The sequence below is a fragment of the uncultured Lawsonella sp. genome (assembly GCF_947252745.1).
Classification (GTDB): domain Bacteria; phylum Actinomycetota; class Actinomycetes; order Mycobacteriales; family Mycobacteriaceae; genus Lawsonella.
The window spans coordinates 164374-177338 of record NZ_CAMXWW010000003.1 but is presented as its reverse complement, the minus strand read 5'-3'; the positions used below and the strand labels follow the sequence as shown (position 1 = coordinate 177338).

Below are 12965 nucleotides of genomic sequence, written 5' to 3'. Positions count from 1 at the left end.
GCTGCTAACAGCCGCTTGAGCCAGCCTGTGACAATGATCTGAGACAACGACCCGTGATGACGAGAAAGGTGTGTCGTGTCCCCTGCAAACCCGCTGTTGGTCCCCTCCACGCTGCCCTACGGTTTACCCGACTTTTCTGCGATCCGCGACGAGCATGTGATGCCGGCGCTGGAGGAGGCACTACGACGTCATACCGCTGAAATCGCAGCTATTGCGGACTCTCCAGAGGAACCTACCGCCGCGAATACTGTGGTGGCGTTGGAGCAAAGCGGACAGGACCTTGCCCGCGTTTTGGGGTATTTCTACACAGTGGCAGGTGCTGATGCGACGGAGGAACGGCTGCGCATGGAAGCGGAGATCTCCCCGCTTCTCGCCCAACACTCTGACGACATGTACATGAATCCGCAGCTTTTCCGCCGAATTGATGCTGTGTTCCAGACACTGCCGGAGAGCGTAGGGTCGATCGAGGCGAAGGGCGGGGTAACAGCTGCACAGTTGGAGGCGGAGACGGTGGCTTTAGTTCAGCGCTACCATGACCTTTTCTTGCGCCATGGGGCTGGCCTTAGTGCGGAGGCGCAGGCACGCGTCCGGGAAATTAACGCCGAGCTTTCTCAGCTGTCCTCAGAATTCGGCGACAACCTACTTAAGGACACGCAGGCACGTGCCGTTCACATCATGGAGGAATGCAAACTCGCGGGGGTAGATGACGCACAGAAGCACTTCTTCGCTGACACTGCCCGCGCCGCCGGAATGACGGGCTGGCTCATCCCTCTGGGGTTGCCGACTGCCCAACCTATTCTCGAACAATTGTCTGATCCCGTGGTGCGCGCCCGAGTGTATGAGGCCTCCGTGGAACGTGGTGGTGTGCGCAGCGAGCAGATCGCGCGTCGTATGGCGGTGTTGCGAGCGGAAAAGGCGGAACTGTTTGGCTACCGTACGCATGCGGAATTTGTCATCTCCGACGAAACGGCACGCACCCCAGAAGCTGCGCTGGAACTTCTCTCTGATATCACTCCGGCGGCAGTTCGAAACGCGGAGCGTGAACGGAAAGACCTCGTGGCGATGGCAGAAGCGGCTGGGGAGACCAGCTTTACCGCCGCAGACTGGCCATACTACGCAGAGAAAGTGCGGTCCGCCCACTATGCCCTCGATAGTGCAACGCTCAAACCCTATTTCCGCCTGCAGAGTGTGGTGGAGAAGGGCGTTTTTCGGGCTGCGGAAACGTTGTATGGGCTGCGCATTGTGAAACGTCCTGACTTAGTGGGCTATACCCCGGATACGGATGTGTGGGAGGTGACGGACGCCGCAACGGGGGAGGGCATTGCCCTGTTGCTCACCGACTACTTCACGCGCCCGACGAAGCGGGGTGGTGCTTGGATGAATAGCATCGTTGACCAGAACTATCTTCTGGGACAGAAACCCATCATCGTTAACGTTCTCAACCTCACTCCTGCCCCTGCCGGGGAGGATGTTCTTCTTACTCTTGATGAGGTAGAGACCCTCTTCCATGAGTTTGGCCATGCTCTGCATGGGATGCTCAGCTCGGTGGTGTATCCGTTGTTCTCGGGGACGAATGTGCCGCGGGATTTCGTGGAGTTTCCCTCCCAATTCAATGAGATGTGGGCCCTGCACGAGGACACGCTGCCGGTCTATGCCCACAACGCAGCGGGGGAGACTATTCCCCGCGAGCTGGTCCAGAAAGTGCGCGCCGCACAGCAGTTCGGGCAGGGTTTTGCAACGGTGGAGTACCTAGCCGCCTGCGTTATCGATATGGCATGGCACACTCTCACCCATGCGGAGGCACTCGCGTTAAGCGATGATGTGGATGTGGCAGCCTTCGAACATACTGCTCTGCAGCGAGCAGGATTGTTGGTGGACGGTATTGCACCACGCTACCGCACTCGCTATTACCAGCACATTTTTAGCAACGGGTATTCTGCTGGCTACTACAGCTATCTGTGGTCCGAAGTGCTGGATGCGGATACGGTGGACTGGTTTAACGAACAGGGCGGATTGGTGCCAGAGGCAGGTCGCCGTTTCCGGGAGAAGATTCTTTCACGTGGTGGGGCAATTGACTACATGTCGGCTTACCGGGACTTCCGGGGTCGAGACAAGGATGTCGCTCCGCTATTGCGCCGCAGGGGTTTGGTCTAAGAGGCCCACCCATAGTGCTCATCAACTACCCTAAAGGGGAGGACCGCAAAGGTGGGCGGTGGGAAAAGCTCCAGCTGTGTGCTGGGGGCTGTGAAGGAAAGTGATCAGGAGGTGGCGAATGGAACGGTTTCTTGGTTGGACTAATACGGTGGCGTCCTGGTTCGTGGACCTGCCGGTGGGGTGGCAGATGTTTATTGCGCTCCTCATCCTTATCCCCATCTGCTTCGTCATTGCACAGTTCCTGCTGCTACCGATTATCGACGTCGTGGAGAATGCGTATCGGCGGCGGGTAGATGTCCATAATGTGATTGAACCCGCGCTCGTGGGGCGTGCTGACAAGAGTGCTACCGCAGGGACTTCTCGGGATGCCATAAGCCACACGGATAGTCAGTGACCGTGTCGTCGTCTCCCCTCACACCGACAGACGTTCATACCCCACAGGTTCCGTGGGAGTGTACCGATCGAGAGGCTCTCGCTACCCGACCTTTCGGCATTTATCTTCACGTCCCCTTCTGTACGTCGCGCTGTGGCTACTGTGATTTCAATACGTACGCGCTCCACACTTTCCCAGCAGGCCCCAGTGGGGATCCTATTACCTACTGGGTAGAGCAGTTGTGTCATGAGCTACGCCTGGGGGCACAGTTACTGGCAGAAAGGGGAGTGACGCTACCCTTCGCGAGCACAGTCTTTTTCGGGGGTGGTACGCCCAGCCTTTTGGGAGATCGTCTTCCCGCAATTCTGGAAGTGGTGCGGGAGTGTTTTGGGATCGCGCCAGGGGCAGAGATCACGAGTGAGGCCAACCCCGAAAGCACCTCGCCGGAACTGTTCGATTGCTGGCGTAAGGCGGGGGTCAATCGGCTTTCTCTCGGCATGCAGTCCAGCTCTTCGCGAATTTTGGCGCTCCTCGACCGGGATCACGACCCAGTCCGTGCAGTTTGCGCTATTCGGGAGGCGAAGGCTGCTGGCTTCGAGCACCTCAACCTCGATCTTATTTACGGTACCCCCGGGGAGACTGCAGACGAGGTTGCCCGCAGTGTAGACACAGTGGTGGAGACGGGGGTCGATCATGTGTCCGCTTACGCGTTAACTGTTGAGCCAGGCACTGCCCTTTTCCGCAAGATCAAGCGCGGGGAGATCGCGCCGGTGGATGAGGATGTGCAGGCGGATCGCTACTACCAGATTGATGCGGCGCTGCAGCAGGCTGGCTTTGCCTGGTATGAGGTGTCCAACTGGGCGCGTTCGCAGGAGTCGCGCTGCCGGCACAACCTGGGCTATTGGGAGGGTGGGAACTGGTGGGCAGCTGGTCCCGGAGCGCATGGCTATCTAGGGGGTGTGCGATGGAGCATCCGCAAGAATCCCCGTAGCTATGGGGCGTTGCTGTCCCACGGCATCTATCCAGCTGACTGGTGCGAAGTATTGACGGAGAAAGAACTGCGTGAAGAGACCATTATGTTGCGACTCCGGGTACGGGATGGGTTGCATCGCAGTGTGCTCACACCTGCACAAACACAGGTAGCAGCCACGGTGGTGGGAGATGGCCTGGCAACGTGGGAGGGAGAGTACCTGGTACTGACAACGCGGGGACGGCTATTGGCCGATGGCGTGATTGGGGACTTGCTTCTCGTCGAAGAGTAGACCCCGGTGAACGTGGCGGGGACCCCGTATTGCGTTAAACTGGCACTTAACGCCCGAGAGTGCCAGAATTGGGGCAGACGGCATTATTGACACGCGGAACCCCGCATCTCTTCACTGCAAAGGAGGCCCCCATGGCACGCGCAGATGAACGCCGCCTCAAAGTCCTCCGCGCTATCGTCACCGACTTTGTTGCCTCGCACGAACCCGTAGGCTCCAAAGCCCTCGTAGAGAAGTACCAGCTCGGCGTCTCCAGCGCCACCATTCGCAACGATATGGCGGTACTCGAAGCCCAAGGCTACATCACCCAACCGCACACTTCATCCGGGCGAGTACCCACCGAAAAGGGCTACCGAGAATTCGTCGACAACATCGAGCAGATTAAACCGCTCTCTCGTGCCGAACGTACTGCCATCCGGCGCTTCCTCGACGAATCAATCAGCATCGACGACGTCCTTAACCGCGGTATCCGCCTCCTCAGCCAGCTCACCCAACAAGTCGCCGTCATCCAATACCCCACCCTGCACCGTGCCAGCGTGCACCACGTGGAAATCATGCAGATGGCCGACCGACGCGTCCTCATCATCATCATCACCGACCGTGGGCGAGTCGACCAACGCATCGTGGAATTCGAGCGGGACCTCACCCCCGACGCCGTCACCACCCTCCAACAGGAGTTCATCACTGCCCTCAAAGGCCGTACCCTCAGCGAAGCTTCCACCGCAGTTGCCGCGCTCCTCGCCGAACCACACCATCTCTACTCCGAAGAACTCGCCCGCGCCGGGCATATCATCCTCGACACCCTTGTGGAGCACCCAGAAGAACGGCTTCTCCTCGGAGGGACCTCCCATCTCACCCGGCATGCCGCAAGCTTCCACGGCTCACTGCAAGAACTCCTCGATGCGCTAGAGGAACAGGTTGTCATTCTGAAACTGCTCAACAGCGCAGACACCAATCCACTTGGAGACCCCCACGCAGTCACCGTTCGCATCGGAGAAGAAACCCACCTGGAGCATATCCATGGAACCTCCGTCGTCTCCACCACCTACGGCGCAGACGACTCTGTCTTCGGAGGCTTGGGAGTCATCGGACCGACCAGAATGGACTACCTCACCAACATCGCGGCGGTATCCGCAGTCGCCCGGTACATAGGAGAAATTCTTGCCGGGCACTAGCCCTCCTCAACTACCTGCGGTGTGACATCACCGGACACACCGCCAGCCACCTGCCCCTGCTCCATAACAGATACACACGAAGGATCGTTCCTCTTGGCTTTGGACTATTACGGCCTCCTCGGCGTAGACCAGGACGCCACAAACCGCGACATCAAAAGCGCCTACCGTAAACTCGCTCGTGAACTGCACCCCGATGTCAACCCCTCCGAGGAGGCAGCAGAGAAGTTCAAACAGGTTACCACCGCCTACGAGGTACTCTCCGACCCCGAAAAGCGGCGCATCGTCGACATGGGCGGAGATCCCCTCGGACAGCCCAACGACGGCGGATTCGGAGGATTTGGCGGCGGAAGTATGGGAGACATCTTCGACGCCGTCTTCAACATGGCAGGCATGGGAGGCATGCGTGCAGGCGGAGCAGAACCACGCTCCCGCGTTCAGCCCGGCAGTGACTCTCTCACCCGCCTCCAGCTCACCCTCGAAGAGTGCTTCCGGGGTGGCCTCCAGGACCTCGACGTTACCACCTATGTCCTCTGCCCCGACTGCCGAGGCACCGGATCAGAATCTGGAGCACAGCCCGAAACCTGCCCGCACTGTGGCGGTAGCGGCCAGATTCAAGAAGTTCAGCAGTCCTTCCTTGGCCAAATTGTCACCACTCACGCCTGCCCCAACTGTGGTGGTACCGGCCAGATCATTGCCGACCCCTGCCGCACGTGTGACGGCGACGGACGTGTCCGTCGCAACCGCACCGTCACTGTGAAGGTTCCGGCAGGTGTGGGCAGCGGAATGCGTATCCGTCTGGTGTCCCAAGGTGACGTGGGTCCCGGTGGTGGCCCCGCCGGTGACCTCTATGTCGAAGTGCAGCAAAAACCCCATCCTGTCTTTACCCGTGAGAGCGACGACCTACACTGCAATGTGTCTATCTCGATGGTCGATGCCGCCCTCGGCTGCGAAGTTGACCTTGATATGCCCGATGGGGAGGTCCACACTGTCCGTATCCCGGCGGGCACTCAGCCGGGCGCCGTCCGCCGTGAGCACGGAAAAGGAATGCCGAATGTGCGGACCGGCCGCCGGGGTAACCTCGTCGTGCTCGTTAACGTCACCATCCCCAAGGACCTCGACGAAGAAGAAACCGCGGCTTTGCAGACGCTCCGCCGTCTTCAAAAAGGTGGTGCGCGCGTGCTCTCCGATGATGACGACGACAACCTGTTCAGCCGCTTGAAGCAAGCCTTCCAGCGTTAGTTACGAGCAGGTTAGGATAGCTTCATGAGTCTCCCCGTATTCCGCATTGACTCAGCCGATATGAGTGCTGAACCCGGCGCCACTCTCACGCTGAATGGTGCCGAAGGCCGCCATGCGGTGACAGTGAAACGCCTCCGAGTGGGGGAGAAGTTGATGATCGGTGACGGTGTCGGCACCCTGGCCGTCTGTCGCGTCACCGGCATCGACGGCAAAGACACCTTGCATGCCACTGTCGACGGGGTAAAAAACGTGTCCCGGCAAAAGCCTGCCGTCACCATCGTGCAAGGTATCCCCAAAGGCGACGCCGCCGACCTGGCAGTAGATCTGGCTACCGAGGCAGGCGTCGACCGCATCATTCCCTGGCAAGCGGAACGGTGTATCGCCCAATGGAGTGGCTCCAAGAAGGACAAAGGTCAGGCGAAATGGCAGAAGACTGCCATAGAAGCCGCCAAACAATCCCGCCGTGCTTGGGACCCAGAAGTGACCCCAGTGGCCACCCTCGATGACATTGTGAAGCTGGTGTCCGAGACACAGAAAGCCAGTGGTGTTGTCGCAATTCTGCATGAATCTGCCCGGGTGAAGTTCGCCAGTCTGCCCTTTAACCGCGCCACGAGTATCGTCCTCATCGTCGGGCCAGAAGGCGGCCTCACAAAAGAGGAAATCACCGCTTTGGAAACCGCGGGCGGACAATCCGTCATAATGGGACCTACCGTTTTGCGAAGTGCTGCCGCCGGCGCAGTCGCGTTGGGGGCCATGGGAGTCCTCACGGAGCGTTGGTAGCAAGGTAAGCTAAGGTTATGCCGTTCATCACCCGCACCTTCACTCTTGAAGGTGACACCATGCCGGCTCTGCTCGGCGCGCACGATGCCAATCTCCGCGAACTAGAAAAACTCCTTAGCTCCGATATCCACGTCCGAGGAACTGAACTTACTCTCGCCGGCGATCCTGACGATCCCGCTGATCTCCCTCTCTCACAAGCTGTCATCACTTCCCTCCTCGACACCATCGAGCAGGGCGTTATTCTAGACGTGCCGATGGTGCGTCGGACTGTCTCCATGCTCGCTGGCTCCGGCCACGATCAACCGTCAGAAGTATTCTCTACCCGGGTCGTGAACGTCCGCGGACGTACTATTCGGGCCCAAACCTCCGGCCAGAAACATTACGTCGAGGCGATCGCTAACCACACCATCGTCTTCGGTATCGGCCCAGCCGGCACCGGCAAAACTTACCTTGCCATGGCCATGGCAGTGAATGCGCTCCGCTCGAAAGAAGTCAACCGCATCATTCTCACCCGCCCCGCCGTTGAAGCAGGCGAGAATCTCGGCTTCCTCCCCGGTACCCTCAACGACAAAATCGATCCCTACCTGCGTCCACTCTACGACGCCCTGCGGGACATGATGGAACCTGAGCAGGCCCGCAAAATGATGGATACCGGGGTCATCGAAGTGGCCCCTCTGGCCTACATGCGTGGACGTACACTCAACAACGCCTTTGTTATTTTGGACGAAGCCCAGAACACTACCGCGGAACAAATGAAAATGTTCCTCACCCGCTTGGGTGCCGGATCCACCATGGTCATCACCGGTGATGCCACCCAGGTGGACCTCCCCGGCGGGAAAACCTCCGGTCTGCGCATCGCTCGACGCGTCCTGGAAGGTACCCACCCCGATATCGCTTTCATCGACCTCACCAGCGAAGACGTGGTACGCCATAGTCTTGTTACCGCCATTGTGGAAGCCTACGGGCGCTACGATGAAGAGCAGGAGAGACGTCGCGAACGGCATTCCTCCCAGTGGAAAGACGGTTCCCGTCAAGGGCCCTCACAGTGGAAGCATGAAAACTAGGCAATGAGCATCGAAGTAGCAAATGAATCCGGCATGGACGTCGACGAAACTATTCTTATCGACGTAGCCACCTACGCGCTTCAGCGTATGGACGTTCACCCCGCTGCGGAACTCGCCATCACCTTGGTCGATTTAGCCACTATTGAACAGTTGCATGTTCAATGGCTCGACCTTCCCGGGCCGACAGATGTGATGAGCTTCCCCATGGATGAACTCACCCCCGGTGGACGCCCGGATGCGGTCCAACCCGGACCGGCCATGCTGGGAGATATTGTCATCTGCCCGCAATTTGCCGCTGACCAGGCTAAACGTGCTGGACACGGGGCCGGGCATGAGATGGCGCTCCTCACAGTCCACGGTGTGTTGCATTTACTGGGATACGACCACGCAACAGCTGCCGAAGAGCAGGAGATGTTTTCGCTCCAAAACGCCCTCCTCGCGGAGTGGTATGACCAGCGCGATAGTCGCGTGTGAAAGGGATAGATCCACCACATTATGAGTTTGCTTGCCATCCTGAGTCTGGTCTTCGGACTCATTCTCATGGTCTTCGCAGCTCTCTGCGCAGCCCAAGACACCGCCCTCAATAACGTTTCTCCCGCTCGTGTCGTCGAAATCGCCCACGAGAACGAATTGGGTTCCCGCAAGATGCTTTACGTGGTGGAGCACCGAGACACCTACTCGGCCCTTATTGTTTTCCTTCGCACCACCTTCGAACTCGTCGCCACCATCCTCTTCGCGACGTTGTTCCTGGAAACGGTGGGAACAATGGAGGGTCGAGGTACCGGAACCGCCTGGGCGTTGGTCTATGCCGGCATCGTCAGCGTGCTCTGCAGCTACGTGGTGGCGGGAGTGTCAGCCCGCACTCTTGGGCTGCAAAAGCCCTACACAGTGCTGCGCTATACTGCTGCGCTACTTATCGCTTTCGGCTGGGTCTTCCGGCCCATCAGCCGCCTTCTCGTCCGTGTCGGCAATGCCGTAACTCCCGGTAAAGGATTTAAAGAAGGCCCCTTCTCCACCGACATTGAGCTCAAGGAGTTCGTCACCCTCGCGCAACAACGAGGTGCCGTTGAAGACGACGAACGCGAGATGATCGAATCCGTCGTCCAACTAGGTACCAATAATGCCCGCTCCGCCATGGTTCCACGTACGGATATGGTATGGATCGAGTCCACCAAAACCGCTAACCAAGCCATCAAACTTGCGGTGAAGTCTGGATTCTCCCGCATTCCCGTCATCGCCGACACCGTCGATGACGTCGTGGGTACCGTCTACCTCAAAGATCTTGTCGCCTATACCTACTCGGAGGTGGAAGACGCAGATAGTGTCACCGTCGGTGAACTGATGCGTCCCGCTTGGTTCATCCCCGATTCAAAGAGTCTTGATGACGTCCTCGATGAGATGCGCGCCAAGCGGAACCATATCGCTGTCCTCATCGACGAATATGGTGGGGTGGCTGGACTCATCACCATCGAAGACATTCTGGAAGAAATCGTTGGTGAGATTTCGGATGAGTATGATGCCTCCGAAGTTGCTCCCCTCGAAGAGCTGGGTGACAACCGGTGGCGTGCCTCCGCCCGCCTCTCCATTGACGACCTCGCCGAAGCTGTCGGGGTAGAGTTCAGCGAAGAACTACTCGACGAAGTTGATACTGTCGGCGGATTACTGGCCTACGAACTAGGTCGCGTGCCATTACCGGGAGCCCATATTCACACGGATACGCTGGACTTGGTGGCAGAGGCCGGGCATGACCACCGCGGCCGCCGTCGCGTTACTACCGTGCTGGTAAAAAAGATCCTCCCGGTATCCGAAGAGACCCCCGCTGACGAGGATGAAGGTAAGGATGACTGAACATTCTGTAGACCAGCCGCACGCCCCATACCGGTCGGGCTTCGTCTGCTTTGTGGGCCGCCCGAATACCGGCAAATCGACGCTCACCAACGCCATGGTGGGCCAGAAGATCGCCATCACCTCGAACCGGCCGCAAACCACTCGCCACACCATTCGCGGGATTATCAGCACTGACACGGCACAGCTCATCGTGGTCGATACGCCGGGGCTGCACCGCCCCCGTACACTCCTCGGGGAGCGACTTAACGAGCTCGTCAAAGACACCTTTGCGGGCGTGGACATTATTGGCCTCTGCATCCCCGCGGACGAACCCATCGGTCCAGGAGACCGGTGGATTCTAGACCAGGTGCGAACCAATGTCCCACACACTCCAGTCATCGGCCTCGTCACGAAAATCGACAAAGTTTCCCGCGACCAGATCGCCGCACAGCTCATAGCAGTGTCCGAACTCCTCGGACCTGCTGCAGAAGTCGTGCCGGTTTCCGCTAATTCTGGGGAGCAGGTCGATACTGTCGTCGATGTCTTCACCTCCCTTCTCCCAGCCGGCCCACAGTTCTATCCAGAGGACGAACTCACCGATGACGACACCGAAAAATTCCTCTCCGAACTCATCCGGGAAGCAGTCCTAGAGGATGTGCGGGACGAACTCCCGCACTCTATTGCCTGCAGCATCGAAGAAATATACCCGGACCCCGACGATGAGGGGCGCACGGTAGTGCACGCCACAATCTATGTCGAGCGGGACAGCCAGAAAGGCATTGTCATTGGCAAGAAAGGGGCACGTCTGCGTAAGGTTGGCCAGCGTGCACGCCAGGGCATGAGCAGAGTGCTTGGTACGCGCGTCTACCTGGATCTCCACGTCAAGGTACTAAAGGATTGGCAAACCGACCCCAAACAGCTAGGTAAGCTGGGTTTTTAACCATGCCGTCCTTTCGGGACCAGGGGCTGGTGTTACGCCATTACAACCTGGGGGAAGCAGACCGCATCATCGTGCTCTTCACTCGTGGGCATGGCGTCGTACGATGTGTAGCCAAAGGCATCCGCCGCTCACGCTCTCGTTTCGGGGCGAGACTGGAACCCTTCACTCTTACTGACGTACAGATTTACCCCGGACGCAATCTCCGTACCATCACCGAAGCGGCGACGGTCGAAACATTTAATTCCCGCATTGTGTCCGACTACGGACGGTACACAGCGGCAGCTGCCATCCTGGAAGCCACTGAACGATTGCTGGGTGAAGAGCAGCCCAACCCACGTCTTTTCGATCTCACCGTGGGGGTACTGGGGGCCTTGGCGGAAGGCCGGCGGGAACCCCAACAGATGGTCGATACCTATCTGCTCCGTGCCATGGCGGAGGCAGGGTGGGCGCCCGAATTGGAGAAATGCGCAGTATGCGGTGCGAAAGGTCCACACCAGGCCTTCCATCCGGCGGCAGGGGGAGTCGTCTGTGCTCAGCATCGTCCCCCCGACAGCGCCACCCCCATGTTCGGTGTACTCGACTACCTACGGGCGCTACGGGATGCGCGGTGGGAGCGCGCTGATGTCATTGCCGGAGACCGAAAGCTTGGTCAGAGGGTGCAAGAGGAAGCCCACCGACTAGTCGTTGCCCATCTACAATGGCATACGGAACGGAAGATTACCGCCCTCGATGTGGCGGACGAGGCAGAAAGAGGACAGCGTCGATGAGCTCATGGCGCGACAAGCTCGCCGATTTCTTCACCAGCTCAGAAACGAGCAGGAAACGGCTCTCCGGCACCACGCTCTCCGCTATCCAACAGCATTCGCTCCGTGAGGTGGAGGGCGCGCGCACCTATGCCGACGACGTGCCCGTCACTGAAGACCTCTTGCCCGACCAGGAGATCCGTATTCATACGCGAGGCCCGCAGATGGATCCCTGTTTCGAAGGACATGACTTCACCTCGGCTCCTCCCGCGATACCCGCCGAGTTTCTACCCCGCCACATTGCGCTGGTGATGGATGGGAATGGACGCTGGGCCCAACAGCGGGGGATGACCCGCACCGAAGGGCATCGACGGGGTGAGGCGGTGCTGTTGGAGGCCTGTCGTGCCTGCCTTGAAGCGGGGGTACCCTGGCTTTCCGCCTACGCATTCTCTACCGAAAACTGGACTCGCAGCTACGAAGAAGTCCGCTTCCTCATGAGCTTTTCCCGAGATGTCCTGCGCTGGCAGCGGGATGAACTCAATGAGATGGGAGTTCGGATTCACTGGGCAGGACGCCGACCCCGTTTGTGGCCGTCCGTCATCAAAGAACTCGAAATTGCGGAAGAACTCACGCAGCATAACGACAATATGCACCTCGTCATGTGCGTCAATTATGGAGGACGTGCAGAGATAACCGATGCCGCTAACCGTCTGGCGATGGCTGTCAAAGAAGGTGTGCTCGATCCTCGCGACATCAGCGAAAAGACGCTGTCTGACCTGATGTATGTGCCCGAAATGCCGGATGTAGACCTTTTCCTTCGCCCCTCCGGGGAAAAACGCACCAGTAACTTCCTCCTGTGGCAAAGTGCCTATGCCGAGATGGTGTACCAGGATGTGTTATTCCCAGACTTTGACCGCAGTCATCTATGGGCAGCACTTGACGAGTACGCCCGCCGCGACCGCCGTTTTGGGGGTGTCAAAAACACCTAAAAGTGGGGAGTTAAAGGGGAGTGGGGATATGCCGAAACAGGCTACAGGAACCGATGGTGGAGAATCTCCTCCGCGTGGCACAGTGCGTCGTTGACAATCTCTGACAGGTGCTCATCGACCAGAGAGTACTCATGCTCACGGCCTCGACGCGTGGACTTCACCACGCCGGCATTCTTCAGCACCCGCAAATGCTGGGACACCGCTGGCTGAGGAATATTCAGTGCTGCCACCAATTCGTGCACACAACACGGACGATGCTGCAGCTGGACAATAATCGCGATGCGAGCAGGGGCAGTAAGAGATTGCAGAAGAGTACCGGCAGCCTCCATCACCTTATGTGGAGGAAGTTCTGCCAGATCCTTATCCACGAAGCCAGAGGAGTGTTCTTCCGGTGCTTCTGCCATTCTGCGCCCCCGTCTCTC

Annotated in this window: 13 protein-coding genes; 12 read left to right on the top strand and 1 reads right to left on the bottom strand. The window is 58.7% G+C overall.

All coding sequences use genetic code 11. The features are described from left to right. Positions 1 to 75 precede the first annotated feature (75 nt). The 12 genes from Q0X28_RS04665 to Q0X28_RS04610 all read left to right on the top strand — a co-directional run bounded on the left by Q0X28_RS04665 (position 76) and on the right by Q0X28_RS04610 (position 12543). Positions 76 to 2154 carry a M3 family metallopeptidase gene (locus tag Q0X28_RS04665; RefSeq protein ID WP_298576834.1) on the top strand — a complete coding sequence of 693 codons (2079 nt, stop codon included), beginning with the start codon at positions 76 to 78 and terminating at the stop codon, positions 2152 to 2154. 118 nt (positions 2155 to 2272) lie between these two features. Beyond that, a complete protein-coding gene (locus Q0X28_RS04660; RefSeq protein ID WP_296239045.1) occupies positions 2273 to 2548 on the top strand; it encodes a hypothetical protein in 276 nt (91 codons plus the stop codon). A 2-nt stretch (positions 2549 to 2550) separates the two neighbouring features. Beyond that, positions 2551 to 3789, top strand: coding sequence for a radical SAM family heme chaperone HemW (gene hemW, locus Q0X28_RS04655; protein WP_298576832.1), 1239 nt, complete (start codon positions 2551 to 2553; stop codon positions 3787 to 3789). Positions 3790 to 3920: 131 nt separating this feature from the next. Beyond that, positions 3921 to 4961, top strand: a complete 1041-nt coding sequence (gene hrcA, locus Q0X28_RS04650; protein ID WP_296239050.1) for a heat-inducible transcriptional repressor HrcA — start codon at positions 3921 to 3923, stop codon at positions 4959 to 4961. A gap of 93 nt (positions 4962 to 5054) precedes the next feature. Continuing rightward, positions 5055 to 6200: a molecular chaperone DnaJ gene (dnaJ, locus tag Q0X28_RS04645; RefSeq protein WP_296239052.1), complete on the top strand. Its 1146-nt coding sequence runs from the start codon at positions 5055 to 5057 to the stop codon at positions 6198 to 6200. A gap of 24 nt (positions 6201 to 6224) precedes the next feature. Beyond that, positions 6225 to 6980, top strand: a complete 756-nt coding sequence (locus Q0X28_RS04640; protein ID WP_296239054.1) for a 16S rRNA (uracil(1498)-N(3))-methyltransferase — start codon at positions 6225 to 6227, stop codon at positions 6978 to 6980. Positions 6981 to 6997: 17 nt separating this feature from the next. Further along, complete coding sequence (locus tag Q0X28_RS04635; RefSeq protein WP_298576829.1) at positions 6998 to 8044, top strand: PhoH family protein; 1047 nt, start codon at positions 6998 to 7000, stop codon at positions 8042 to 8044. Between the two features lie 3 nt (positions 8045 to 8047). Continuing rightward, a complete protein-coding gene (gene ybeY, locus Q0X28_RS04630) occupies positions 8048 to 8518 on the top strand; it encodes an rRNA maturation RNase YbeY (protein WP_296239058.1) in 471 nt (156 codons plus the stop codon). A 21-nt stretch (positions 8519 to 8539) separates the two neighbouring features. Then, the gene (locus Q0X28_RS04625; protein WP_296239060.1) at positions 8540 to 9892 is read left to right on the top strand and encodes a hemolysin family protein; all 1353 of its coding nucleotides are present in this window, start codon (positions 8540 to 8542) and stop codon (positions 9890 to 9892) included. Next, entirely contained in the window at positions 9885 to 10811 is a 927-nt protein-coding gene (gene era, locus Q0X28_RS04620; protein ID WP_296239063.1) for a GTPase Era, read from the top strand. Before Q0X28_RS04625 ends, era begins: the two co-directional genes overlap by 8 nt. A 2-nt stretch (positions 10812 to 10813) precedes the next feature. After that, positions 10814 to 11578 carry a DNA repair protein RecO gene (recO, locus tag Q0X28_RS04615; protein WP_296239066.1) on the top strand — a complete coding sequence of 255 codons (765 nt, stop codon included), beginning with the start codon at positions 10814 to 10816 and terminating at the stop codon, positions 11576 to 11578. A 200-nt stretch (positions 11579 to 11778) separates the two neighbouring features. Next, positions 11779 to 12543 (top strand): isoprenyl transferase, encoded by a 765-nt coding sequence (locus Q0X28_RS04610; protein WP_296239151.1) that lies wholly within the window; start codon positions 11779 to 11781, stop codon positions 12541 to 12543. A gap of 41 nt (positions 12544 to 12584) precedes the next feature. On the opposite strand, the gene Q0X28_RS04605 is transcribed toward Q0X28_RS04610, so the two are convergent. After that, complete coding sequence (locus Q0X28_RS04605) at positions 12585 to 12947, bottom strand: helix-turn-helix transcriptional regulator (RefSeq protein WP_296239068.1); 363 nt, start codon at positions 12945 to 12947, stop codon at positions 12585 to 12587. Positions 12948 to 12965: the final 18 nt, after the last annotated feature.

Bases quoted from the DNA above. Each gene is read 5' to 3' on its own strand.
- Q0X28_RS04610 (WP_296239151.1), top strand. From the start codon at position 11,779: ATGGATCCCTGTTTCGAAGGACATGACTTCACCTCGGCTCCTCCCGCG.
- Q0X28_RS04660 (WP_296239045.1), top strand. From the start codon at position 2,273: ATGGAACGGTTTCTTGGTTGGACTAATACGGTGGCGTCCTGGTTCGTG.
- Q0X28_RS04625 (WP_296239060.1), top strand. From the start codon at position 8,540: ATGAGTTTGCTTGCCATCCTGAGTCTGGTCTTCGGACTCATTCTCATG.
- Q0X28_RS04605 (WP_296239068.1), bottom strand. From the start codon at position 12,947: ATGGCAGAAGCACCGGAAGAACACTCCTCTGGCTTCGTGGATAAGGAT.
- recO (WP_296239066.1), top strand. From the start codon at position 10,814: ATGCCGTCCTTTCGGGACCAGGGGCTGGTGTTACGCCATTACAACCTG.
- Q0X28_RS04640 (WP_296239054.1), top strand. From the start codon at position 6,225: ATGAGTCTCCCCGTATTCCGCATTGACTCAGCCGATATGAGTGCTGAA.
- era (WP_296239063.1), top strand. From the start codon at position 9,885: ATGACTGAACATTCTGTAGACCAGCCGCACGCCCCATACCGGTCGGGC.
- hrcA (WP_296239050.1), top strand. From the start codon at position 3,921: ATGGCACGCGCAGATGAACGCCGCCTCAAAGTCCTCCGCGCTATCGTC.
- Q0X28_RS04635 (WP_298576829.1), top strand. From the start codon at position 6,998: ATGCCGTTCATCACCCGCACCTTCACTCTTGAAGGTGACACCATGCCG.
- ybeY (WP_296239058.1), top strand. From the start codon at position 8,048: ATGAGCATCGAAGTAGCAAATGAATCCGGCATGGACGTCGACGAAACT.